The organism is Candidatus Thalassolituus haligoni (genome assembly GCF_041222825.1).
In the GTDB taxonomy this organism is placed as follows: Bacteria; Pseudomonadota; Gammaproteobacteria; order Pseudomonadales; family Oceanobacteraceae; genus Oceanobacter; species Oceanobacter antarcticus.
In genome coordinates this window covers 2681250-2704677 of record NZ_CP139482.1, presented here as the reverse complement: position 1 = coordinate 2704677, position 23428 = coordinate 2681250, and the positions used below count along the sequence as shown (strand labels likewise).

The 23428-nt window shown below is 54.7% G+C and carries 19 protein-coding genes; 10 read left to right on the top strand and 9 right to left on the bottom strand.

Translation table 11 applies throughout. From position 1 onward, the window contains the following. Positions 1-275: 275 nt before the first annotated feature. Positions 276-629: a hypothetical protein gene (locus SOJ49_RS12035; RefSeq protein WP_369854751.1), complete on the top strand. Its 354-nt coding sequence runs from the start codon at positions 276-278 to the stop codon at positions 627-629. A 174-nt stretch (positions 630-803) separates the two neighbouring features. On the opposite strand, the gene SOJ49_RS12030 is transcribed toward SOJ49_RS12035, so the two are convergent. From SOJ49_RS12030 to SOJ49_RS12015, 4 genes are read right to left on the bottom strand one after another with little or no spacing between them, the layout of a single operon-like run. Continuing rightward, entirely contained in the window at positions 804-1607 is an 804-nt protein-coding gene (locus SOJ49_RS12030) for an ABC transporter permease (protein ID WP_369854750.1), read from the bottom strand. Continuing rightward, positions 1604-2368: an ATP-binding cassette domain-containing protein gene (locus SOJ49_RS12025; protein ID WP_369854749.1), complete on the bottom strand. Its 765-nt coding sequence runs from the start codon at positions 2366-2368 to the stop codon at positions 1604-1606. The genes SOJ49_RS12030 and SOJ49_RS12025 overlap by 4 nt, the downstream gene beginning before the upstream one ends. A gap of 3 nt (positions 2369-2371) precedes the next feature. Beyond that, the gene (locus SOJ49_RS12020) at positions 2372-3352 is read right to left on the bottom strand and encodes a YVTN family beta-propeller repeat protein (protein WP_369854748.1); all 981 of its coding nucleotides are present in this window, start codon (positions 3350-3352) and stop codon (positions 2372-2374) included. A gap of 41 nt (positions 3353-3393) precedes the next feature. After that, the gene (locus tag SOJ49_RS12015; RefSeq protein ID WP_369854747.1) at positions 3394-4668 is read right to left on the bottom strand and encodes an ABC transporter substrate-binding protein; all 1275 of its coding nucleotides are present in this window, start codon (positions 4666-4668) and stop codon (positions 3394-3396) included. Between the two features lie 423 nt (positions 4669-5091). On the opposite strand from SOJ49_RS12015, the gene pedF reads away from it, so the two are divergent. Both pedF and SOJ49_RS12005 read left to right on the top strand, forming a co-directional pair. After that, a complete protein-coding gene (gene pedF, locus SOJ49_RS12010) occupies positions 5092-5520 on the top strand; it encodes a cytochrome c-550 PedF (RefSeq protein ID WP_369854746.1) in 429 nt (142 codons plus the stop codon). A 10-nt stretch (positions 5521-5530) separates the two neighbouring features. After that, positions 5531-6499, top strand: a complete 969-nt coding sequence (locus SOJ49_RS12005) for a transporter substrate-binding domain-containing protein (RefSeq protein WP_369858062.1) — start codon at positions 5531-5533, stop codon at positions 6497-6499. Positions 6500-6565: 66 nt separating this feature from the next. On the opposite strand, the gene SOJ49_RS12000 is transcribed toward SOJ49_RS12005, so the two are convergent. Next, positions 6566-6691: a hypothetical protein gene (locus SOJ49_RS12000; RefSeq protein WP_369854745.1), complete on the bottom strand. Its 126-nt coding sequence runs from the start codon at positions 6689-6691 to the stop codon at positions 6566-6568. A 427-nt stretch (positions 6692-7118) separates the two neighbouring features. On the opposite strand from SOJ49_RS12000, the gene SOJ49_RS11995 reads away from it, so the two are divergent. Beyond that, positions 7119-8897 (top strand): PQQ-dependent methanol/ethanol family dehydrogenase, encoded by a 1779-nt coding sequence (locus SOJ49_RS11995; RefSeq protein ID WP_369854744.1) that lies wholly within the window; start codon positions 7119-7121, stop codon positions 8895-8897. Positions 8898-9496: 599 nt separating this feature from the next. Continuing rightward, positions 9497-11488, top strand: coding sequence for an ATP-dependent DNA helicase RecQ (locus SOJ49_RS11990; RefSeq protein WP_369854743.1), 1992 nt, complete (start codon positions 9497-9499; stop codon positions 11486-11488). Between the two features lie 112 nt (positions 11489-11600). On the opposite strand, the gene dbpA is transcribed toward SOJ49_RS11990, so the two are convergent. Together dbpA and trmA are read right to left on the bottom strand one after the other, a co-directional pair. Further along, positions 11601-13157, bottom strand: coding sequence for an ATP-dependent RNA helicase DbpA (gene dbpA, locus SOJ49_RS11985; RefSeq protein ID WP_369854742.1), 1557 nt, complete (start codon positions 13155-13157; stop codon positions 11601-11603). Then, positions 13157-14260 carry a tRNA (uridine(54)-C5)-methyltransferase TrmA gene (trmA, locus tag SOJ49_RS11980; RefSeq protein WP_369854741.1) on the bottom strand — a complete coding sequence of 368 codons (1104 nt, stop codon included), beginning with the start codon at positions 14258-14260 and terminating at the stop codon, positions 13157-13159. The genes dbpA and trmA overlap by 1 nt, the downstream gene beginning before the upstream one ends. Positions 14261-14477: 217 nt before the next feature. On the opposite strand from trmA, the gene SOJ49_RS11975 reads away from it, so the two are divergent. Further along, complete coding sequence (locus SOJ49_RS11975; RefSeq protein ID WP_369854740.1) at positions 14478-15359, top strand: acyl-CoA thioesterase; 882 nt, start codon at positions 14478-14480, stop codon at positions 15357-15359. A gap of 3 nt (positions 15360-15362) precedes the next feature. On the opposite strand, the gene SOJ49_RS11970 is transcribed toward SOJ49_RS11975, so the two are convergent. Both SOJ49_RS11970 and xseA read right to left on the bottom strand, forming a co-directional pair. Further along, positions 15363-16232: a peptidoglycan DD-metalloendopeptidase family protein gene (locus SOJ49_RS11970; RefSeq protein WP_369854739.1), complete on the bottom strand. Its 870-nt coding sequence runs from the start codon at positions 16230-16232 to the stop codon at positions 15363-15365. Positions 16233-16368: 136 nt separating this feature from the next. Then, on the bottom strand, positions 16369-17718 hold the full coding sequence (xseA, locus tag SOJ49_RS11965) for an exodeoxyribonuclease VII large subunit (protein WP_369854738.1): 1350 nt from the start codon (positions 17716-17718) through the stop codon (positions 16369-16371). A gap of 261 nt (positions 17719-17979) precedes the next feature. Here xseA and SOJ49_RS11960 point away from each other — a divergent pair, with 261 nt between their 5' ends. From SOJ49_RS11960 to guaB, 4 genes are all read left to right on the top strand, one after another. Then, positions 17980-18459 carry a DUF3015 family protein gene (locus SOJ49_RS11960; protein WP_369854737.1) on the top strand — a complete coding sequence of 160 codons (480 nt, stop codon included), beginning with the start codon at positions 17980-17982 and terminating at the stop codon, positions 18457-18459. 216 nt (positions 18460-18675) lie between these two features. Beyond that, on the top strand, positions 18676-20736 hold the full coding sequence (locus SOJ49_RS11955) for a DUF4105 domain-containing protein (RefSeq protein ID WP_369854736.1): 2061 nt from the start codon (positions 18676-18678) through the stop codon (positions 20734-20736). 41 nt (positions 20737-20777) lie between these two features. Continuing rightward, a complete protein-coding gene (locus SOJ49_RS11950; protein WP_369854735.1) occupies positions 20778-21689 on the top strand; it encodes an alpha/beta hydrolase in 912 nt (303 codons plus the stop codon). A 150-nt stretch (positions 21690-21839) separates the two neighbouring features. Next, positions 21840-23327: an IMP dehydrogenase gene (guaB, locus tag SOJ49_RS11945; RefSeq protein WP_369854734.1), complete on the top strand. Its 1488-nt coding sequence runs from the start codon at positions 21840-21842 to the stop codon at positions 23325-23327. Positions 23328-23428 lie beyond the last annotated feature (101 nt).

The window sequence follows — 23428 nt, the reverse complement described above, 5'->3', positions numbered from 1 at the left end:
GATTACAGCATAGCTGGGCGGAGGATTAACTATTTTCTCGTTAATAAGGACGATTACCCGGTCTTTATCCACCTGCCAGCCTGTTCACCTCGTGCCAATGGCTCCGTTCAGGCGCTCGGTTTGTTGATCAAGTCACACTTCAAGCAGCTTGGAGCCACACTTTGGGGATAATTGTAACGCTGGTCGCCGGGATGAACCGTCTTACCTTATACTGGCGCTTTAACGACACTTTACTGACATAAAACGACAAATAGTGGCATTTCCAGGGAGGCGAGATGAAGATTCAGCGGCTGTTGGGGTACGTATCCGGGGTTTGGTTGGTGGCGTTGGCAGGATGTGGCAGTGGCGATCCGGTGGTACCGGAAGGCACGCAGTCTGCTTCAACGGCGACGTCGGGTAGCAGCAGTTCGACAACGTCAAACATCATGACGCTGAATTTCTCTGGAGAGCAACGTTATCTCTATTACATCCAGGGCTACACCGTGTATGTGAACGGCAATTTTAACGAACTCTGGTTTTTCCATACCCCGGATAAAGTGATTATTAACGGCAACAATAACTTTTTGTACATTGATAAAGACGTTGACATTGACGATGAAGGTACGGGCAATAGCTGGGTTGATTATTAACAGGCACAGCTATAGATAACTGCTGTAGATGACTGCGTGTCGAAATGACGGTGTTAAAATCGATCGCTGCCTTTTTAGCTGCACTTTAAAACTGCCTGCTTTAACCCCTGCTTTAACCGCCAGACCCAGACCCTGGCACGTTTCAATCAGCCCCAAGCTCGTTTTACCAGGGAGTCAGGAACGCCCTGGCTTGCCAATTTGTCCCCGTTCCGGATTAAAGGTCAGTACCGCCAGCAGAGTAAATACCAGCAGGCAACCACTCACTACGGCCAGTGCTTCGCCGTTCAGCTTGCCATACAAAGCATGACGAATCAGTTCCACACAAAATGTAAACGGGTTGACGCTGCACAACCAATAAAGCCATTCGCTGGATTCCTGCATTTTCCACAGCGGATACAGGGCGGACGACATAAAAAACATCGGGAAGATAACGAAGTTCATCACTCCGGCGAAGTTCTCCAGCTGTTTGATAAAGCTGGATATAAACAGCCCGATAGCACCGAGTAAAACCCCCGTTAGTATCACTGCAGGAGCGACCCAGAGCAGGCCGATCAATGGCGATTCGACGTCAAACAGCCAGGCAATAGCGAGAAAGGCATACACCTGTGGAATGGCAACCAGGGTACTGGCGGCAAGCTTGCTGAGTAATAGATACCAACGTGGCAGCGGACTCATTAACAGTACGCGCATGCTGCCCATCTCCCGGTCATACACCATCGACAGCGAACTTTGCATGGCATTAAACAGCAGAATCATGGCCACCAGGCCGGGAACGATATACACCTCGTAGGTAATATAGGTGTCGTATGGCGCGATGATGGAGATCCCCAAGGCGGCCCGAAAACCGGCAGCGAACACCGCCAGCCATAATAATGGCCGAATCAGCGAGCTGAAAAACCGGCTGCGTTGATGCACAAAACGCAGGCTTTCACGTTTGAGAATGCCGCTAAAGGCATACCAGTAGCTGGCCGGGTTCATACGCTGGCTCCATCACCACGACGCCGGTCGGCGGTCAGCAGTTCAAAAGCTTCCACCAGTGACGCCTTGCCGGTTTGTAAACACAAATTGTGGGCCGACTCGTTGGCCAGCACCTTGCCCTGATGCAGCAGAGTGACAGGGTCAGCGGGCAGAATTTCTTCAATCAAATGAGTAGCCCAAAGTACAGTGACCTGTTGCTGCTCGCACAACGAACGAACATGGCGGTTAAGGCTGGCCCGTGTGTGAGGGTCGAGACCGACGGTGGCTTCATCCAGCAGCAGCAGACTGGGGTGATGCAATAAAGCTCTGGCGATTTCTACCCGGCGGCGATGGCCACCATTCAGCGCCCGGACTTTTTTGCCACGGGCATCCAGCAGCTCCACTCGGGCTAATTCTTCCTGTATGCGTTGTTTGCGTATCCCGGCAGACAGCCCGTGGAGGCAGCCGTGGTAGTCGAGGTTCTGCTCGACACTGAGGTCGAGATCCAGGGTGCTTTGCTGGAACACCATACCGATACTGCCCAGCAGGGCGGCGGGGGCGTGGCGGAGACTGTGGCCATTCACCCGAATATCGCCCTGTTGCACCTGAAATAGCCGACTGATCAGCGCGAACAAGGTACTTTTGCCCGCGCCATTGGGGCCGAGCAGGGCATGGAATTGACCAGACTGAATGGTGAAAGATACCTGATCCAGCGCTTGTTTACCGGGGTAGCAATGGCCAAGCTGATCCACTTCAACTAACGGTTGTACTGGCTGATTCATGATTCAGTCCGGCTTGATCGCCAGCCCCCAGGGGTAGCGTCCGACCTTGATGGATTTGGTCACTTTCAGATGTTCGATATCGATCACCGAGACATCACCGCTGATACCATTGGTGGTGAGCAGAAACTTTTCATCGGGCGTCAGCGCCATATGCCAGACCCGCCGACCCACCAGTAAATAATCGAGTACTTCCCAGGTTTTGGCGTCAATCACCGCAACATGGTTGGCAGGGCCAAGCGCAACAAAGGCATAACGACCGTCAGACGTCAGCTTGATGCCGACCGGCTGTACCTTGTCACGATGAATACCCCGGATATTAAAGCGGATTTTGTGGATCTCTTCCTTGCTGGCGACGTCGATCACCGACACCGTACCGCCGATTTCAGCACTGGCCCAGAGCTGGCTGCCATCCTGACTGAACTGTACGTAGCGCGGTCGCTGATCCACCTTGGTATTGTGCACCAGCTGCTGGGTGCTGGTATCTATCCAATGCAACATGCTGGTGGTTTCCGAGGTGTTGACCACCAGTTTGCCATCCGGGCTGACGGCCATGCCTTCCGGTTCGACGCCAACATCAATCTGACCGGTGACCTGATGGGTGAGGGGATTAACCACCGTCACCAGAGCGCTGTCTTCGTTGGAAATATAGAGGCGATCGCCATCAGGATGGAGGGCAAACTGTTCCGGATCCTCACCAGAAGGCAGGTTGGCGACAATGCGTTTGCTGGCGACATCCAGCACTTGTACGGTGTCGTCATCGCTGGCACAGATATACAGCAGTGAATAGTCCTGGTTAAAGGTAATGCCACGCGGGCGTTGGCCTACTTCAATGGTGTCGACCACTTCAAAACGGCTCAGATCAATGACCGAGAGCGAGTTGTCCTTTTCGTTAGAAACGTAGGCCAGTGCCGCCTGAGCCGGGGTTGCCAACAGCAGGGGGGCGATCAGTGCAACGGACACTAACAGGTGTTTAAAGGGATTCATCCAGTGGCTCCTCGGGTTTCGGCAGATGGTTGCACGGTGGCTTAATCGATTTGATCGGCCAGTCGGCACTGACTTTCGGGTTGGTCAAAGCCCAGGGTGTCGAGTTCGGTATGGGGGTGCAGATAGCCCTCCTGCGGCGACTGGGAAACCAGCGCCCGAGGATGCACCAAGGCAATGGGCTGTCGCAGTTGGCCATTCCAGTTGCGATAAGTCAGCTTGCGGCCCTTGAAACCGGCCAGCTCAAACTGGCTTCCTAGCAGGTGTGACCGGATGCTAGTGGCAGAGTAGGGCACCTGGTGCGATAAAGTCTCACCAATTGAGCGCATGGCTGCCCAAGCGGCGTAATCCTTGTCGGTCATCCAGCGTTTGGCTTGGCGGTCAAAGCGACTTTGTAATTGTGCAGCCCCCCATTGCTCAATCACCCGGTGCCAGCCGACCGGCTTGAGTCCTTGAGTGCCGACCACCGGGCGTGGATACCAGGTGTTGTAGAGCAGGAACTCGCCGAAGTCGCCGAGTTCATCGGCCACGACCACGGCGTCGTATTCTTTGGTCTGGGTAAACAACGGGACTTCGGTCTGGGCCGATCGGCGCAAGTCAGAATCAAAGGTCCAGTCTTTGTCGGCAACAATTTTGCCACCAAAGCGCTTGGCCGAACGTCGAACTGCGTTGGCGTAGTCTTTGTCCTGTGAGCGGGTGCCGGTAATCAGCAGCCATTTTTTCAATTTCTTTTTGATCAGCCATTGGGCCAGAGCATCGGTGAGCATGGCGCGGCTGGGCAGAGTATGCAGGACGTTGGGCAGACAGTGGCGGATACGTAATTCATCGTCATAACTGCCGACATTAAAAAACAGCAGCTCGGGATGCTGGCTGGCAAAAGCGTTCAGAGTGGCTGCCGGAGCATTCACCAGCACTAGCTGGATACCTTGCTGCTGCCAGCGATTGAGCGCGGCCCCCAGTTCGGCTTCGTCCGCGCTGCGGGCTTGCTCCAGCGTGTAGGCCAGCCCGAGAAAACGCCCACCGGCGTTATTATCGCTGATTCCCAGTATTGCTCCTTGCAGGCCGTTGTCTTCCGGCTCGGGCAGCACGTTGGACAGGAGCGGCGGGGATGGCAACTGCAGTTCGAGATAGCCAACGACAATCGATTGCTGGGGCTGGGAGAGAGGGCTGGCGACTGCGGTTCCGGTCGGCATTAGCAAGATCATTAATAGCCAGGCCATTGACAGTACGGTTATCAACAGCGCTGGTAGCATTGCCGGAATGCGGCGCAAGGTGGCAAGGCAAACAGGGTAAATGCTGCAAGTTTGGGTGCTTGTCATAGTGTTCAGTCGCTGGGTCATTTTTATTGTTGTTCTGTTTTTTCAAGCCTGATCACAGTCTGCCGGCTTCATGATTGATTGAGATTACGCAACCCGTCAACAGACAGGTATAGGCATTAAGTACCCAACATTTACGCCTCTCGTACTATCTCTTGATGCTGCAATCTGGAGATCCTCTGGATAGCCTTAACTGGCGTGAGCGCTGATCGGAACTATATTGATGTATCAGAATGGAGGTTGCTGCCAGCGGTTAGGCGGGTTAGTGCCGTGGGATTACTCTGTCGGACAAACAGGCAACTGATGAAAAAAACGCCGCTTAACCTAGTACCAAGGTACTGAAAATCGGCTACCAAAGTGTTCTGTGGCCCGTTTTTACTCGTACCTAGAATAAGCGCAATGAAAATAACAATCGGGTACTCAATAATGAAAAAATTCAGTTCGGCCTTTCATGGCATCGCATTGGCTGGTTTGATGGCTGCGTCATGTGCCGTTTGGGCGCATGGTGATGTGACTCCCCAGACGATTGATACCTCCGACCTTGAGCCTCTGGGCGACGAGTGGCGCGAAGAAAATCCATACCGTGGTAACGCCCGTGCGATCGAAATAGGTGAATCAGCCTATGCACAGAACTGTGCCCGTTGTCATGGTCTTGATGCCATTTCTGGTGGTATCGCGCCGGATTTGCGCCTGCTTGAGCACGGTGTCGATGGTGATGAATGGTTTGTCTACCGCGTGCGTAACGGCGCAGTACGTAATGGCGTGCCCTATATGCCAAAAATGGCCGACTTCCTCAGTCAGGAAGGTCTCTGGGCTATCCGTTCATGGCTTGAAACCCGACCTGCAGACGAATAATCACTTGTCTGTGCTGATCATGCCTGTGATGTCGAATACATCCTGGATGCTGCTACTGAAACCCGCACTGGTGCGGGTTTTACTGGCGGCTTTTATGGTTTTGGCCAGTGGCCATGCCAGCTCACGCTCACTGGAAGATGTTCAGGAGAGTGGTGAGCTCAGTGTGGCGGTGTATCGTGATTTTCCGCCCTATTCTTGGGAAGCGGATGGCAAGGCCATGGGATTTGACGTGGATATTGCTCGTACGCTGGCCAAGGGGCTGGGAGTCCGTTTGCATCTGCACTGGATGATCCCGGATGAAAATCTGGATGACGACCTGCGTAACCATGTCTGGAAAGGCCACTATCTGGCGCGGATTGAAGACGAACCCATGTTACGGCGGGATGTTGCCGACGTGATGCTGCGGGTGCCGTATGACCGTGAATTTGCCTTCAAGGTCGATCAGGATGGCAGGGTGATCAACGATCTGGTGCATTTTTTTGCGCCCTATCAACGCGAGCGCTGGGAATTGCTGATCGATCGGCAACAGATCGAATCGATCGAGAACCTGGCTATCTTCATGTACGACAAGGTCGGTGTGGAGATTGACTCGCTGCCCGATTTTTATCTCACCAGTGCCTTTCGGGGCAAAGTTCGCAATAACGTCGTGCATTTCACCACCACTGCCGATGCTGTCACGACACTGGGTACGGGTGAGGTAGCCGGAGTGATGGGCATGAAATCCCAACTTGAGTGGGGCATGCAGCAGTTGGGTAATCCTGAGCGTTATCAGCTGGCTGATATCCCCATGCCTAACCTGGTCAGCCGTTACTGGGAAGTGGGAATGGCCGTCAAGGACGATCACCGCAGCCTGGCGTATGCACTGGAAGACGTTGTTACTGCAATGATAAACAGCGGCGACATGAAGAAGCTGGTGGCGCAATATGGGGTGGAATTCCTCAAAACCGAGCAGTTTTTAGTACAAGAACAGGCTGAATAATCCCTCTCATTCCTCTCTGGGTGTGGATGGTGGATGGCCGAGCTATTTGGCGTTTGATGGCTGACATCAGGCGTCAAACCGCTGCCATCCAAGCTCGACATCTCCAAGCTCAACATCTCCAAGCTCAACATCTCCAAGCTCAACATCTCCAAGCTCAACATCTCCAGCCTTAACTAACATCTCCAGTTTCAACCTCTGCGATACCTGACCTCCAGTACCTGGAAGTGTCTCTGACAGCTGTTCAAAGCGTAAACCAGGAGCTTGTCAGACTTAGGCGTTCGTCGCATGGGAAAGATGGGTTTGAGCGATTTTTACGTAAAATTGAGGCGAATAGTGGTTCTGTTTACCAAGAATGTGCGCAAAAAAAGTCAGCTTCAGCTTTTCCGCAATAAAGCAGTCCTAAGCCCGACAGACTCCAAGTACCTACTACTCCCGTATCAGGAGTGCTACCAAGGCACTAGCAAATCACGCCTCTGGTCGGATTGGATGATGACCTGTCAAAACCAACAATGGTGATGTATCTGGACTCTAGGGCCAGTGCATCCTGTGACTGCTGCTCCATCCTGAGCGGACACAGAGGCTCCTACACGAATAAGAAAATCCTTTTAAGGAGAACACAATGAAAACAACTTCTATCGGCTTGAAGGGACTCGCGCTGTCCACTTTGGTAGCGGCCGTCTCTCTGGCCAGTTCTGTTCAGGCTGGTGTTACCGACAAAGATATTATCAACGACCAGGCAACCACCAACGACGTAGTGAGCTACGGCATGGGTCTTCGTGGTCAGCGTTACAGCCCATTGGCCAAGGTCAATGCCCAATCTGTTCAGGATCTGACGCCTGTTTGGGGTTTCTCTTTTGGTGGTGAAAAGCAGCGCGGTCAAGAATCCCAGCCAATGATCAAAGACGGCGTTATGTACGTAACCGCCTCCTATTCACGGGTGTTCGCGATTGATATCGCTACAGGAGATGAGTTGTGGCAGTACGATGCCCGGCTGCCAGAAAACATCATGCCTTGCTGCGACGTGATCAACCGGGGTGTGGCGCTGTACGACAACCTGGTGATCTTCGGCACGCTGGACGCCAAACTGGTGGCACTGGACAAAGACACCGGCAAAACCGTCTGGAAGAAAAAAGTAGCTGACTACAAGGGTGGTTATTCCATCTCAGCGGCACCGATCGTAGTGAAAGGCAAAGTCATTACCGGTGTTTCCGGTGGTGAATTCGGTATCGTCGGTAAAGTCGAAGCCTACGACGCCAAAACCGGTGAAGTGGTCTGGACGCGTCCTACCGTTGAAGGCCATATGGGCTACCTGAACGGCAAGGAAAATGGCATTACTGGTGGCAAGGCAGGTAAAACCTGGCCTGGCGATCTGTGGAAGTCAGGCGGCGCAGCCACTTGGCTGGGCGGCACCTATGATCCGGACGTCGACCTGCTGTTCTTCGGTACCGGTAACCCGGCACCATGGAACTCTCACCTGCGCCCTGGCGACAACCTGTACTCCTCTTCCCGTCTGGGTATCGACCCGGATACTGGCGAGATCAAATGGCACTTCCAGACCACGCCACACGATGGCTGGGATTATGACGGTGTTAACGAACTGGTGTCTTTCGACTACAAAGACGGCAAGAAAACCATCAAAGCCGCCGCAACAGCTGACCGTAACGGCTTCTTCTATGTCTTGAACCGCGAAAACGGCGACTTCATCCGTGGCTTCCCGTTTGTCGACAAGATTACCTGGGCCAAGGGACTGGATAAAAAAGGTCGTCCGATCTTTAACGACGACTTCCGCCCTGGTAACCCGGCCGACAGTGCAGACGGCCACAAAGGCAAATCCGTTGTCGCTGCCCCTGCTTTCCTGGGTGGCAAAAACTGGATGCCAATGGCCTATTCTCAAGATACCGGGCTGTTCTATGTACCCTCCAACGAGTGGGAAATGGACATCTGGAACGAACCAACAGCCTATAAAAAAGGCGCTGCCTACCTGGGTGCTGGCTTCACTATCAAGCCAATCAACGAAGCATACATCGGTGTTCTGCGTGCGATCGATCCCAAAAGCGGCAAGGAAGTCTGGCGCTATGAAAACAACGCACCTCTGTGGGGCGGTGTGATGACAACCGCTGGTGGCTTGGTATTTACCGGTAACCCGGAAGGCTACCTGATGGCATTTGATGCCAAGACCGGTGAAATGGTTTACAAGTTCAACACCGGCTCCGGCATCGTTGGTACACCCGTAACCTGGGAACAGGACGGCGAACAGTACATCGCAGTGGTATCCGGCTGGGGTGGTGCAGTACCGCTGTGGGGTGGCGAAGTGGCCAAGCGGGTGAAAAACCTGAACCAGGGCGGGACAGTCTGGACCTTCAAGTTGCCTAAGCGTCACGAAGTCGCTGTACGATAAGATAGACCGACAGGCTGCTAGCTGTTTATCAGCTGGCTGAGGCCCTCTGATCTGAGGCTAACAACCTGAAGCTATGAAGCTACAAACAAGCCGCTGCCGCAAGGTAGCGGCTTTTTTGTAGCTACTGTACTGGTACGAGAGAGCGGAATAACTGGCCAGCGGTGCCCAGGGTTAGGGTTATTGTCAATTATGGTGATCATGCAGCGTCTGGATTCCATTGGCTCACCGCTTCTCCGGCTTTTGAAGCAACTCGCGTGCTGGATCGGTGGCTTCGTATCGGCGAGTGCACTCGACAACGGTACTCTTGTCCATGGTGGCGTATCTCGTTTTTGATTGTTTTGTTTGGCGACAACCAGAGTCGTGGTTTGTAGTGGTTCAATGATTCTGGACGCTTATTTAAGGCGTTTACACTAACGCCAGCAACGAAGTGTCTATGAGCAAAAAAGTCCATCTTTTACAACAGAATTCAGACTGGAGTGTTCGAAAGAGGAGCAATGCCGGTCGAAGTCGATGATAGCTGTGGCGTATTTCTTTCCGGTACACTGGCCAATCATTCTGGTTTTTATCCGGTATTTGCAACGTACACAGGGAAAGCGACTATGCCATTGTCTTGGCAGCAGCCATTGCAGCAATATTTCGGGTTTGACTCTCTGCGTCCTGGCCAGCAGACGGTGATTGAGACGATTCTGGCAGGGCGTTCCGGTGCGGCGATTTTTCCGACAGGCTCGGGCAAATCGCTCTGTTATCAATTACCTGCGCTGATGTTGCCGCATCTGACGTTGGTGATTTCACCGTTGCTGGCGCTGATGCAAGACCAGGTGCAATATCTGCAATCCCGTGGCATTGCGGCTGCAACGATCGATTCTACCCAGAGCCGGGACGAAGCCCAGGCTGTTATGAGCGGTGTGCGCAGCGGTACGATCAAAATCCTGATGGTGTCGGTCGAGCGGCTGAAAAACGAGCGCTTCCGGCAATTTATTGGTCAGGTGCCTATCTCTTTGCTGGTGGTCGATGAGGCCCACTGTATCTCGGAGTGGGGTCATAATTTCCGCCCGGATTATTTGAAACTGCCGGATTATTGCCGCGAGTTTGCGGTGCCACAGGTGTTGTTATTAACCGCCACTGCGACTCAGGCGGTGATTGATGATATGCAAACGCATTTCGCTATCGCCGTAAACGATGTGGTGACGACGGGCTTTCACCGGCCCAATTTGCGCTTGCTAGTACAGCCGACGGCGGCATCTGAACGGGTTGATCAATGTGCGACCTGGTTGCAACATCTGGCCCGCAAATCGGCACAAAAACAGCAGGATTTTGCCGCCATTATCTATGTAACCCTGCAACATACTGCTGAAGAAGTAGCCCGGCAGCTGGCCCCGCAATTGCCGTTTCCGGTGGTGGCTTATCATGCCGGTTTGGGCCACGAACAGCGGGAAGCCATTCAGCAGCAGTTTATGTCTGGTGCGATGCCGGTGATTGTCGCCACCATTGCGTTTGGCATGGGGGTGGATAAAAGCAATATCCGTCAGGTGATGCATTATGACTTGCCGAAATCGATTGAAAATTACAGTCAGGAAATTGGCCGTGCCGGGCGCGATGGCCATGCTTCGGACTGCATTATGCTGGCGGATGAGTCCGGTCTGACGGTGCTGGAAAATTTCGTTTACGGCGATGGGCCAGAGTTACACAGCATTCAGCAGGTGATTCAGAGCATTTCGGAACAGCAACAGGGCAGTCAGTGGGAAGTGCTGATGACGCCACTGTCCAATACCACAAATATTCGTTTGCTGCCGCTGAAGACCCTGTTGGTTAATCTCGAAATGCGCGGTGTACTGACGTCGCAGTACAGCTATTTTGCTGAATACAGGTACAAGCTTGAGCAGTCCGAAACGGAGTTGTTGAATCACTTTAACGGTGAGCGTCAGCAGTTTTTGCAAACGCTACTCAACACCAGCAGCAAAGGCCGCAGCTGGTACACCTTCAATAGTGACGCGCTGGAGCAGGCGTTAGGTAAGCAAGCAAGCGCTGGAGACAGGCCAACCCGAGTGCGGGCATTAAACGCGCTGGAGTTCTGTCAGGAGAGAGGCTGGATACAACTCGAAAGCAAGCAGATGACGGATGTTTATCGGGTCGATGGGCAGAAGCTGGCCGAACCGGGTCTGGCGGAGTCCTTGTATGCGCATTTTTTGCAGAAACAGACCAATGAGATTCATCGTATTCACACGATGCTGGATCTGTTTCGTCAGCCTGACTGTGTATCGCGGCGGCTGGCCGCCTACTTTGGTGAGCAAATGCCGCAGGATTGCGGTATCTGCTCGGTGTGTCGTGGCCAGTTTAAAGCTTGGGCTTACACTCAACATAGCCATTCATTGGCAACGCTGAATGCGGCCAGGCTGGTGGCTCCGTTACAACAAAACATTCAGCAGCAGTTTGGTCAGCCAGCGTCGCTGGAGTTGCTCACCCGTTTTTTATGCGGAATCCAGGTGCCCTGGTTATCCAAAGTACGTGCCCGGCAGTTGCCCGGTTTTGGTCAGCTGGAAAACATCCCCTATGCTGACGTCCGACACTGGCTGGCATCCGGTTTGACTTGAGTCGGTGGGATCAACAGGGATGGATCAACAGAGATGGGATCACTGCGGGATGATCCGCCACGATCGATCGTGGCGGAGCGGGTAGCGACGAGTACGAGGTGGTTAACAATGGTTAAAGTTTTCTGGCTTTGATCGTCTTGCCTTTGACCCGGCCTTTATTTAACACATCAACCGCCTGACGGGCTGCTGTCCGTGCCACCGCGACGTAAGACACCATATCCAGCACGTGTATCTTGCCAACCTGACTGCCCTGAATACCGCCGGGCGCTGTGAGAGCGCCAAGTACGTCACCTGGGCGCATTTTGTGTTTGCGGCCTGCGGCAATACAGAGGGTGGCGAATTCCGGCAGCACTGGTACCGGTTCGCTGCGGCTGAGTTCGTCGATGGCGATACAGGGAATCTCAATATCTTGCTGGTGGTTGAGTGCCTTGCGCTTATGGTCTTCGCTGTCGGCCAGCAAGGTGATGGCGATACCTTCCTTGCCTGCGCGGCCAGTACGGCCAATGCGGTGGGTGTAGACCTCAATTTCCCGAGGTACTTCGACGTTAATCACTGCGGGCAGATCGTCAACATCCAGACCGCGAGCGGCAACGTCAGTGGCGACGAGGAAGTTGGCCGAGCCTTGTTTGAACTGGGTGAGAATGGCATCGCGGTCGCGTTGTTCCAGGTCGCCATTAATGGCGCGGGCAATAAAGCCGAGAGAGGTTAACTGCTGGGCGATTTCTTCGGTACTTTGTTTGGTATTGCAGAATACCACGGCCTGTTGGATGTTGAAGTGAGCTAACACTCGTTCAAGAGCAGCAGGGCGCTGATGACGGTCGCACAAGATAAAGCGTTGATCGATGCTGTTGCTGGTATGAGTCGATTCGACCTTGATGATTTCTGGCGTCTGTTGGTACTGGGCGCTCAGTTTCTGGATGTTGTTCGGGTAGGTGGCCGAGAACAGCAAGGTCTGGCGGTCTTCCGGGGTGTGGCCAATGATGTGCTGAATGTCGTCACTGAATCCCATGTCTAACATGCGATCGGCTTCGTCGAGCACCAGAGTGTGTACCTGGCTGATGTCGAGGGTGTTTTTGCGCAGGTGATCCTTGAGGCGGCCAGGTGTGCCGACGACGATATGAGCACCGTGTTCGAGGGAGCCAATCTGGGGGCCAATGGAGACGCCACCACTGAGTACCACGACTTTGATATTGGCCAGGTAACGGGCCAGTTTGCGGATCTCGGTGGCGACCTGGGTTGCCAGTTCGCGAGTAGGGCACAGTACCAGGCCTTGGACACCAAAAAAGCGCGGGTTGATTTTGGTCAGCAGTGGAATGGCGAAGCTGGCGGTTTTGCCGGATCCGGTTTTGGCCTGGGCAATCAGATCCCTGCCGTCCAGCGCCAGCGGCAAGGCCAGTTTTTGAATGGCGGTCATGGTGGTGTAACCCATGGCGCGCAGGTTGTCGATTTGTTCCGCTGGCAGCGGCAGGGTTTCAAATTCGCTGGTGGGGGTTGATTCGGTCATGGTGGCTGCCTGTGGTGTATCCGGGATGGACTGATGCGACCGGGCGGCGTTGCCGACGGGGCTGATATCAGCTGTGGTGTCAGGAGATGTCCCGTTACGCTGGGCGTTGACGGGTGGGATGGAGCCGAGTTTGCCGTTCCGGGCATTTTTCCAGGGATCGACCATCAGACAGGTTTCCGGGTCAGTAAAACACCAGTCTCAATATGATGGGTATAGGGAAACTGGTCAAACAGGGCGAAGCGTTGAATGGTGTGCGTTTGTGACAGAAGACGCAAATTCGCTTGCAGGGTTTCGGGGTTGCAAGAAATGTAGATGATGTTGTCGTACCCCTGCACCTGTTTGACGGACTCGTCGTCGAGTCCTGCCCGTGGCGGGTCGACCAGTACGGTGCGGAAGTCATAGCTGCCGAGGTCGATGTCTTTCAGTCGTTCGAACTGTTTTTCGCCACGCAGGGCCTGAACAAAATCCTCGCTGGCGAGACGGGCGATAATCAGGTTGTCGATCTGGTTGTCGGCGATATTGATCTGTGCCGCCGCGACGGAGGTTTTGGAAATTTCAGTCGCCATAACACGGTCGAAGCAGTTGGCCAGCGCGATCGAAAAATTGCCGTTGCCACAGTAGAGTTCGAGCAGGTCACCACCAATACCCGCCGAACAGCTGCGCGCCCAGCTGAGCATGTGCTGATTCATTGCGCCATTTGGCTGGGTGAAGCCACCTTCGATCTGGCGGTAGCCATAGCGCTGGCCATCGACCTCTAGTTGCTCGGTAACGTAGTCTCGTTCCAATACCACTTTTTGTTTGCGGGAACGGCCAATAAGGGCGACGTTCAAGCGAGCCATCAGGGCGCGTGCTTCTATTTCCCAGTCGTCATCCAGTTTTTTGTGATAAATCAGTGTGATCAAGGCATCGCCACTGAGCGTGGTGAGAAACTCGACCTGAAACAGTTTGCGCCGCAGTGGTTGATTGTGTTGCAGCTCTGCTAACAGTCGTTGCATCAGGTCGTTGACCAGCGCTGAGGCAATCGGAAAGTCGAGCACTTCCAGCGGTTTTTTGCGATCTTCGGGATCAAACATGGCGTAGAAACAGCGATCACCACTGTGCCACAGGCGAAATTCTGCCCGTAAGCGGAAATGGCTGGTACGGCTGGCAAATACTTCCAGTTCCGGTGGGCTAAATTCGGACAGGCGTTGTGTCAGGATTTGGCACTTTTGTTCCAGTAATTCCGGGTACTGTTCTGGCGTTACGCCGGGTTGGTACAGATCTGACATAAAAGCGGGTAAGCTCCGCATTGGGATAGATATGGGTGAAAAAAGCCGGGCATTATACGGCGCTGGTGCTGTACAACAAGCGTACTGCACGGAAGCCTGAGAATAAAAACAACTTTCGGTGTTTGACTGGCTGTTAGCGGCTCCTTTGGATAGGGCTTCTTTGCCGCAAATACCACCTGATTATATTGATTGCCTGACTATAGAGAGAGGCCTTGGCATGAGTGATGTTCTGGATGAACTGATGGGTTTGCTCGATCTGGAGCCGATTGGCATGAACCGCTTTCGTGGTCGCTGCCAGGATTTGGGTTTTAAAAATCTGTTTGGTGGCCAAGTGTTGGGTCAGGCGCTGTCAGCGGCGATGCAGACCTTGCCTGGTGATTTTCATCGCGACTGGTTGCCGCATTCATTACACGCCTATTTCTTGCGTCCCGGCAATGTCCGCGACAGCCTGGAGTTTGAAGTATCCGCCCCTCGTGATGGTCGCAGTTTTGCCAATCGGCAGGTGATTGTCAGTCAGTTGGGTAAAGCGGTGATGTCGATGATTTGTTCGTTTCAGCGTCCCGAGCAAGGCTTTGAGCATCAGCTGAATATGCCTCCGGCAGAAGGGCCGGAGGGGGTTGCCTCTCAGGTCGAGCTGGCCCGGCAGTGGCGCGATTGTTTTCCGGAGCGCTTGCGGCCGATATACACCGCCGACAAGCCGGTTGAGATGCGGGTGGTTGATCCGATCAATATTTTTTCACCCGAAGTTCGCCCGCCGCACAAGGCGGTGTGGATGCGCAGCGACGATACCCTGGGTGACAATATTCGCCATCACACGACCTTGCTGGCCTACGCCAGTGACTTCAATCTGATCACGACCGCCTTGCTACCGCATGGGGTTTCGGTGTTCCAGAAAGAAATGCAGGTTGCCAGCCTGGATCACAGTATCTGGTTTCATCGCCCGTTCCGTATGGATGACTGGCTGCTGTACAGCATCGACAGCCCCAGTGCCTCGGGTGGGCGCGGTTTTTGTCGGGGTCAGGTTTTTTCTTCCAGTGGCGAGCTGGTGGCCTCGATTGCCCAGGAAGGTCTGATCCGTCATTGCAAACCGGAAGACTGAGTTTCAGGGCTGGCTGGTTTCTTCGTGGTTGGCCTCAGGCAGCAGTTGCGGGTCAAGGAACAACATCGGGTTTACCCGCGCGTTGTTGAGGCTGATGGTCCAGTGCAGATGTGGGCCGGTTGCCCGGCCAGTTGCGCCCACCAGGCCGATATGGTCACCGGCGTGCAGTTGGTCACCAGGCTGCACATCGATCTGGCTTAAATGGCAAAACATCGAAATCAACCCCTGACCATGATCCAGCAGCACGGTATTGCCGTTGAAGTAGTAGTCGCCGGTTTGCACCACGGTGCCGTTGGCGGGGGCGACGATGGCGGTGCCTGTGGCGGCGGCGATATCCAGCCCGCTGTGAGGATTACGGCGTTGGCCATTAAAAAAGCGTTGTAGCCCAAATGGGCTGGAAATTGGCCCGGTGATCGGCCAGATCATGGGTTGCCATTGCGTCGATGCGGTACTGCTGAATGAGGTGAATACGGCTTTCATGGCGCGGCTTTCGGCACCAATGCGATCCAGTGCTGGCTGACTCGGATTAACGTGTTTGTTTTGCACCGTCAGGTGTTGTTCGGCGTAATTGTGCTTGGTTACGCTGAAGGTTCGGGCTTGGCCATCAATGGTCAGGGTACGTTTGCCAGGTGCTGACTTCAGGTCAATACCTACGATCGCGGTCCAGTGCTGACCAGTACCGTTGCCTGTGGCGACGGTCATGACTGGTTGACCCTTGATGTCGACCTTGGGACGAGTGGCTGCGGTGCCGAGGTCGAACAGGGCGAGACCGCCGGGAATCAACTGTTGTTGTGGCAAGACCTCGGCGCTCACGGTGAATGACAGTGACAGAAACAGGCTCGTCAGCGCTGCGATTACCAATCGATTAGCCATCAATTGATTAGCCACCAACCGCTTCGCTCTGAATCGCTGGGTGAATGTTCCAGCCCCTGTGTTTTGTGGTGTTTTCACTGTTGTCTTGTGCATTGTTGTCTATCTCCTTTGCTTATCTGTCTGGTCTCGACTGACATCAGCGGGATGTGTTGTCTGAGTGGGAAGCAAGCACTTCGCATTCAAGCCAGCCTTCCGCCAGGCGCGTATGCACCCGTGTCCCTGGTTGCTGCATCCGGGCAGTACGAATCACTTCGCCGGTTGGCGTCTGACAGAGCGCATAACCCCGGCCCAGTACATTGAGCGGGCTAAGGTTATTAAGCAGCTGTGCCTGATAGCCAAGTTGTTGCTGGCGCTGCTGGAGCAGCCGTTCCATCGCCTGTTGCAGACGGCTGCCGAGCTGGCTGTTCTGGCTGTTCAGAGCTGTCAGGGTGGTTTGCGGATGCTGGTGTTGCAGCCGCTGATGCCACTGCTGGATGTGCCAGTGACGTTGCTGTTGTTGCTGTTGCCAGACGGAAATCAGGCGCTGTTCCAGTCGGTCCAGTTGTTGGGCTTTTTGCTCCAGTTGCTGCGCCGGGTGGCGCACACGCTGTTGCAAATGCTGCAGGCGCTGGCTGGCGGTCAGTAAGGACTGGCGCTGGCTGCGTAACAGTCGTTGCGACAGTTGGGCGAGTTGTTGCAGGCGGCTGGACTGGTCGTCACTGACCAGTTCTGCGGCTGCGGACGGGGTTGGCGCACGCAGGTCGGCAACAAAGTCGCACAGGGTGAAATCCACTTCATGGCCGACGGCGCTGACGACCGGTAAACGTGAGGCGAAGACGGCGCGCACCAGAGCCTCATCGTTAAAGCACCAGAGGTCTTCCAGCGAGCCACCGCCGCGTCCGAGAATAATCACGTCGACGCTGTTATCGCGATTGGCCCGTGCCAGGGCGGCAATCAGCTGGGCTGCGGCATCCTGGCCTTGTACCCGTGCCGGATAGACATCGACCTCGACGGCTGGATTGCGCCGTTGCAATACCGTCAGAATATCGTGTAGCGCCGCTCCGGTCGCAGAGGTAATAACGGCAATACGCCGGGCTTTCGGGATCGGCTGCTTGTACTCCGCATTAAACAGACCTTCGGCTGCCAACCGTTGTTTTTGCTGCTGGAAGGCCAGTAATAATGCCCCTTCACCCGCCGGTTTCATGCTTTCGACAATCAGCTGATAGTCGCCGCGAGCTTCGTACAGGCTGACCTTGGCGCGAATTTCGACCTTGTCGCCTTCCTTCGGAGCGAATTTTAACTGTGCGGTACGTGAACGGAACATGGCGCAACGTACCTGAGCACCACTGTCTTTCAGGCTGAAATACCAGTGGCCGGATGACGGCCGGGACAGGTTCGACAGTTCACCTTCTACTCGCACACTGGCAAAGGATATTTCCAGCAGTTGCTTGGCGCGCTCGTTTAACTGGCTGACCGTAAAAACGGCGGACGGGGTCGGTGCAGGCATGATGGTCTCGAACAGGGTTTGTCCAGAGGCTGCCACAGCGCTGTGGCGTTGGCCAGCGGGTGATTCTAAAAAGTCTGTCTTTGATGAGATGCTTCCGGTGTGCAGTGAGCGTTTTGGGAGATGGCGCAGTATGTCGAATATCGGTAGTTGGTAATATAGACGTCATCGATCAGGCATATTAGTGTATTTATTGAACGCCGCAGGGCAATAATGTCTGCAGCGCTTCATTGACCCCATTTTCAAGTTAAAGGATTAAGGACTATGAAAAAAATTGCAGCAATTGCCATTTTGGCAGCGTCTTCTTCGTTTGCACTGGCGTCTAACGGCCCGGCTGGATGTGGCTTGGGCACTGCCGTTATCTTCCCTGATGCCGACGAGTGGCATGAACATGTGCTGGCAGCAACCACCAACGCCACCTCTGGTAACCAGACTTTCGGTATGACCTCTGGCACGCTTGGTTGTGAGTCTGCTCATGGCCCGTTGTCGAAAGGATTGACGCAGGCATTTATCGACGAAAATATGGATCAGCTGGCTGCCGATGTGGCGGTTGGTGAAGGTGAAACCCTGAATGCCCTGGCTGAAGTGGTGGGGGTTGAACTGTCCGATCGCGCAACCTTCGCGGCAGTGCTGCAGTCCGGTTTCGATACCATGTTTAACGAAAATGCGACCTCTGCAACGACGCTGGCTGCAATGACGGCTGCGATGGCTGCCGATGCCAGCCTGCAGAAATACCTGGGTTGATCGTTCCTGTTGTTGGCAAGCAGGGTGCCGGGTAACGATTATTTCTAGCGGTATTGCTACTTGATTAAAGTGCGCTGAGGCGCACTTTTTTATGTGCTTTATTTTATGTGTCTGGTTCTGTGGGCTGCTGTGTTGTCGTGGGTTACAGAGGAGCGGTTGGTTATGGCTGGTACAGGTGCGAATTGCTGGCGCTGATCATATGGACGGATCTGACGAGTGAATGGATTGTTAATGAGTTTTTATCCCGGCTACAAAACCGGTATCTGCCTGTCCGGATGGATGCGGCGTCTGACAGGAACGATGACGTTGATTACGGTGGCGTTGATTACGGTGGCGGCTTCTTCTGTCACGGTATCTGCTGCCGCAACAGCAACAGCAACAGCAACAGCAGCGACTCCAATCGCTAACGATAATCCGGCCTTCTGGTCTGAAAGCAGAGTGACGCAGCTGGAAGCGCTGGCAAGCAAGCCGCAGTGGCATCATCTGCTGCATTATCGTTATCACCCGTTCAGCTTTCGCTGGATGGCGCAGAACGATTCGCCCGAATTTTATCTGGCTCATCCAGAGGGTCATCTGCAAGGTGACGCAGGTTTGCGGGCTGAATTACAAGCGGCTGTGGCGGCATTTTTACAGCGGGATATGGCTCCGGATACGTCGGCGCAATGCCGTTTTCCGGCCCGTTATCACTGGCTCCGACTGCAGTTGCCGGAATACGACTGGCAAGATCAGGCATGCCCGGAATTTGAGCGCTGGCGCGAGACGCTGGGGGCTTATTCGCTGACGTTGGTATTCCCGGCCTCACACATTAATTCGCCCTCATCCATGTATGGCCACACCCTGGTGCGTATGGATCGCCAGGATCCGGACTCCAGCAAACTGCTGGCTTACAGTGTGAATTTTGCCGCCAATGCGAACCCGGACGATAACGAGCTGGTATTCAGTTACAAGGGGCTGACGGGAGGCTACCCGGGCGTGGTGTCGGTGATGCCGTATCACGTTAAAACCCGTGAGTATCAGCACATGGAATATCGCAATGTATGGGAGTATCCACTGGCGTTGACACCGGCCGAAGTCGACCAGTTTGTGCGCCATATCTGGGAGTTGAAGGATACCGAGTTTGATTATTTCTTTTTTGATGAAAATTGCTCCTACCGGGTGTTAGCTATGATTGATGCCGCGACCGAGCGTTCTGATCTGGCCGATGGGTTTTTATTCACCGCCATTCCGGTAGAAACCATCCGGGCGCTGGATTCGGCGCAGCTGATCGCAGGTCACGTGTTCCGGCCTTCGGCAGCGGCAGAACTGGACAACATGGAATATCAAAGTTCGCCGGATATGATTGCTCTGGCCCGTCAGCTGGTGGAAGGCCAGCGGTCGCCGGAGCAATTGCCAGAGCAACTGGACGATCAGCACAAAGCGCAGGTGCTGGAGCTCGCTTTCCAATACGCCCGTTACCTGTCGGTCAGAAAGAAACAGGCGACGCCGACCTTGCGCCGTCAGACACTGGCGCTGCTGCAGGCGCGCAGTCAGCTGACGCTGGCGAGTGGCAGTGCGTTTCCGCAACCGGTGCAAGCGCCTGTGCGTGATGATCTGGGGCACGGCTCTGGCCGCATCGGTGTATCGATCGGGGCGGTTGGCGGAGAGCGGTTTGCCGATCTGTCGCTGCGTCCGGCATACCATGATGTGATGGATCGTCCGACGGGTTTTGTTGCCGGTTCTGAAATCCAGATGATGCATCTGACCTTGCGTGATCAGGCGCAAGACGGCCTGCGGGTACAGCAGCTGTCGGCGGTCAAGGTGCTGTCGCTGGCCAGCCGTGGTGAATTGTTGCGGCCATTATCTTGGGGCGTGGATGCCGGATACGACCGCTTGCCCGGTCTGGCTGGCAGACCCGGTGCAGGCCATGGTTATCTGGAGACGGTGTTTGGTTACACTTGGGGGCTTGGGCAAAGCCCCCTGTCACCCAATGGCATGGGGCGTGTTTACACCTTGCTGGAAACCCGTTTGCTGGCAGGGCAGCAGTTGGGTGACGCTGGCTGGAGCCTGTCGGCAGGCCCGCAGGCCGGTTGGCTGTATCAGGGGGAGCACTGGCAGTGGCAACTATCCGGGCGCTGGCATCCGGCCATTGCCGGTGAGTCGCTGGATCTGCTGGAATGGCAAGGACAACTGGGATGGTCGGTCATGGAATCCGGCCAGATCCGACTGCTTGCCCAAACAACGCGTTTTGAACAAACATGGGTTGAGCAATGGTCGCTTGGGTTGAACTGGTATTTCTGATGATGCGTTGGCGCGGATGGCGAGGGCGGCGATGTTGTCGTGTGGGCAGCAGAGGATCTGGCTGGGGGCGCAGCGCTATGGTGATCGGCCTGCTATTGATGCTGTCTGGCTGTACGTCGCTGACCCGGCTTTATTTTCATCCTCAGCAAGTCTGGATTCGTACCCCTGCGGAACTGGGCCTGGCCTATGAAGACGTCGCCCTGACTGCTGCCGACGGCACCTCGCTGCATGCCTGGTGGATTCCCGCACAAGAAGACAACAACGAAGACAACACAGCCGCCAAAGCGGAATCTGTGTCATCGTCGGTAACGCCATTGCCGGTGGTGCTTTACCTGCATGGCAATGCAGAAAACATCAGTTCTCACTTACTCAGCGTGTCCTGGTTGCCACCGCAGGGAATTGGCTTGCTGGCGCTGGATTATCGCGGTTTTGGTGCCTCACAAGGACAACCACTACTGCCGGACGTGTTGATGGATATTCAGGCCGCCGCCGAATGGTTACAGCAACGTTTTCCCGACCGTCCGCTGGTGGTGCTGGGGCAGAGTATTGGTGCCGGGCTGGCGGTGCCGTTTGTCGCCCTCCAGGCCGAGCGCTATGGCATTGATGCCCTGGTGCTGGAAGCACCACCGGCACATTATGCCGAGGTCGCCCGAGACATGTTCTCCCGCAGCTGGATCGGCTGGGTATTGATACCGGCAACCTGGTTGTTGCCGTCTGACTGGGATCCCGACAACTATGCAGCGGCGGTTTCTGTGCCGGTACTGGTGATCCATAGCCCGGATGATCAGGTTATCCGGGTCGAACAGGGTAAAACACTGTATTCCGATGTGTCTGGCCCGGCTTGCTGGATCAATGCAACAGGCCCTCATATTGCCGGTTTTTCAAGCGCGGCAGTGCGTCAGCAGACGCTGGCGTTCATCTCCGGACTTTCGTGCGCGGCGTTGTCGAGGTAGTTATTTCCGGGTACAATGCCGCGCCTAAGTTTCTCCGGGGTCGCTTGAAAACGTGATATTCCCGGCGGATCAGGCCAGCGAACAGGGCTTTCCGCCACCGCGTTTGACTTCGGGTAACCTCCCAAATTTCCCCATTCTGGAAGGCTCTCTATGTTGCGAATCGCTCAGGAAGCACTCACTTTTGATGATGTGCTGTTGGTTCCCGGTTTTTCTGAAGTTCTGCCCAATCAGGTTTCCCTGAAAACCCGTCTGACTCGTGGTATTGAGCTGAAGATTCCGCTGATTTCTTCTGCAATGGATACCGTCACCGAAGGCCGCCTCGCGATCGCGATCGCACAGGAAGGAGGTCTGGGTATTATCCACAAGAACTTGACGCCGGAAGAACAGGCTGCCGAGGTTCGCAAGGTCAAAAAATACGAAAGTGGGGTGGTGAAAGATCCCATTACGGTCACCAGTTCAACCACGATCAGCGGTGTGCTGGAATTGTCTGCCCAATTCAATATTTCCGGAATGCCGGTTGTCGATCATGGCGAGCTGGTGGGTATTGTTACCCGCCGTGATGTGCGTTTTGAAAAAAATCTGGAGGCAACCGTCGCCTCGGTAATGACTCCCAAAGAAAAACTGATCACCGTGCTGGAAGGCACCAGCCCAGCTATTGTTCAGGATCTGCTGCACAAGCACCGTATTGAAAAAGTGCTGGTGCTGAATGAGGCTGGCAAACTGGTGGGACTGATGACCGTCAAGGACATCGACAAGGCCAAAGCTTCTCCCAACGCGGCCAAAGATGATCAGGGACGCTTGCTGGTGGGTGCTGCTGTTGGTACTGGCGCAGGCACGGATGAACGTGTGGATGCACTGGCCGCTGCCGGTGTAGACGTGATCGTGGTGGATACTGCCCATGGCCACACATCCAATGCCAATGGCACTGGTGTGATCGATCGTGTACGCATGATCAAACAGAAATACCCTAATCTTCAGGTGATCGGCGGCAATATCGCCACCGCAGAAGCCGCCGTTGCTCTGGTAGAAGCCGGAGCTGATGGCGTGAAAGTAGGTATCGGTCCGGGTTCTATTTGTACCACCCGAATTGTGGCCGGTGTCGGCGTTCCGCAAATCAGCGCAGTCGCCAATGTCGCAACAGCCATGGAAAAGTACGACGTCCCGGTTATTGCAGACGGCGGCGTACGTTTCTCTGGTGACATCGCCAAGGCACTGGTCGCCGGAGCCTCAGTGATTATGGTTGGTTCTATGCTGGCCGGAACCGACGAAGCACCCGGTGAAGTGGAGTTGTTCCAGGGCCGTGCCTACAAGTCTTACCGTGGCATGGGCTCTTTGGGCGCAATGGGCCAGACCCAGGGTTCTTCCGACCGCTACTTCCAGGACAAGAAGGAAGGCGTTGACAAGCTGGTACCAGAAGGCATCGAAGGTCGTATCGCCGTTAAAGGGCCGCTGTCGAATGTGGTTCATCAGTTGATGGGCGGTGTTCGTGCGGCCATGGGTTATACCGGTTGTGCGACCATTGACGAGATGCGCACCAAGCCGCAATTCGTACAGATCACCGGTGCTGGCATGAAAGAATCCCACGTCCACGATGTGCAGATTACCAAAGAAGCGCCCAACTACCGCCTTGGTGACTGATGCTGACTGCTCTATGGCACTGCTGTCTACTGCATCGCTGTGCTAGTGACGGTGTTTACTGTTAATGACGGTGTTAGTGGTGTGTTAGTGGCTATAAGCAG